The organism is Arthrobacter sp. Y81 (assembly GCF_002929335.1).
Lineage (GTDB): Bacteria > Actinomycetota > Actinomycetes > Actinomycetales > Micrococcaceae > Arthrobacter.
The window spans coordinates 1-537 of sequence record NZ_PJIL01000091.1 but is presented as its reverse complement, the minus strand read 5'-3'; the positions used below and the strand labels follow the sequence as shown (position 1 = coordinate 537).

General features: G+C 60.1%; 1 protein-coding gene. It reads left to right on the top strand.

Annotated features, from left to right (window positions below; translation table 11 throughout):
- Positions 1-460 (top strand): RNA ligase family protein (locus CXQ91_RS24330; RefSeq protein WP_104176376.1); only part of this gene is annotated, 460 nt, incomplete at its 5' end.
- Between the last annotated feature and the right edge of the window lie 77 nt (positions 461-537).

Sequence of the window (537 nt, the reverse complement as noted above, 5' to 3'; positions counted from 1 at the left end):
TGCGCATGATGGAGCGATCTTCGGCGTCTACGCCCAGTCCCGAACACGTCTGATCCGACCCGGCAAGGACACCGACAACTACGGGTTCGCCAGGTGGGTGGGACGCAACGCCGCCGAGCTGGTGCGCCTACTGGGTGAGGGCCTGCACTACGGCGAGTGGTGGGGAAGCGGTATCCAGCGCAAATACGGCATGGCCGAGAAGCATTTCAGCCTGTTCAATACCGACCGGTTCAAGGACCTCGAAACGACGCTGAACATCGGCATTGTTCCAGTGCTGTACCGCGGCCCCAATGACACGGCTGCAATTGCCAAGGCGCTTGAGTACCTGCGCGTCGAAGGCTCCGAGGCTGCACCTGGATTCATGAACCCGGAAGGTATCTGCGTCTACTCGCAAGCATCCCGCACAGTCTCCAAGGTCACTCTCGACCACAACGACGCAGGCAAGTGGGAAGCCGCCTAACCTGCACCAAGCACCACCAACCTAAGCGCCCACCGAGGCGCTTTTTTCATGCCCGAAAGAAGGAACGTAATGCCTGA